1 protein-coding gene is annotated in these 316 nt (G+C 73.7%); it reads right to left on the minus strand.

The window, feature by feature from the left end; translation table 11 throughout:
• Positions 1-316: biotin/lipoyl-containing protein (locus tag B2869_RS16140; protein ID WP_292768800.1), on the minus strand; the 316-nt coding region annotated here is incomplete at both ends.

Genomic DNA, 316 nt, shown 5'->3' on the forward strand with positions numbered 1-316 from the left:
CGCCCAGTTCGGGAAGCACGATGTCTGTCGCATCGCCGGCGGGTGCGGCAGGTGCGGACTCAGCGGCGGGCGCCGGTGCTTCTGCGGCGGGGGTCGGAGCCTCTGCAGCCGGGGTCTCTTCGGCAGCGGGAGATGCCTCGGCTGGCGCTTCTTCCGCAGCGGGTGCGGCGGCGGCGGGAGCATCTGCGGCCGGAGCCGCGGCGCTGCCATCGCCGATGCGCGCGAGGAGCGCGCCGACCTCGACGGTCTCGTCCTCGGCCACGAGGATCTCCTCGATCACGCCGCTGACGGGGGAGGGGATCTCGGTGTCGACCTT

The organism is Microbacterium sp. UBA3486 (genome assembly GCF_002377845.1).
Lineage (GTDB): Bacteria > Actinomycetota > Actinomycetes > Actinomycetales > Microbacteriaceae > Microbacterium > Microbacterium maritypicum_A.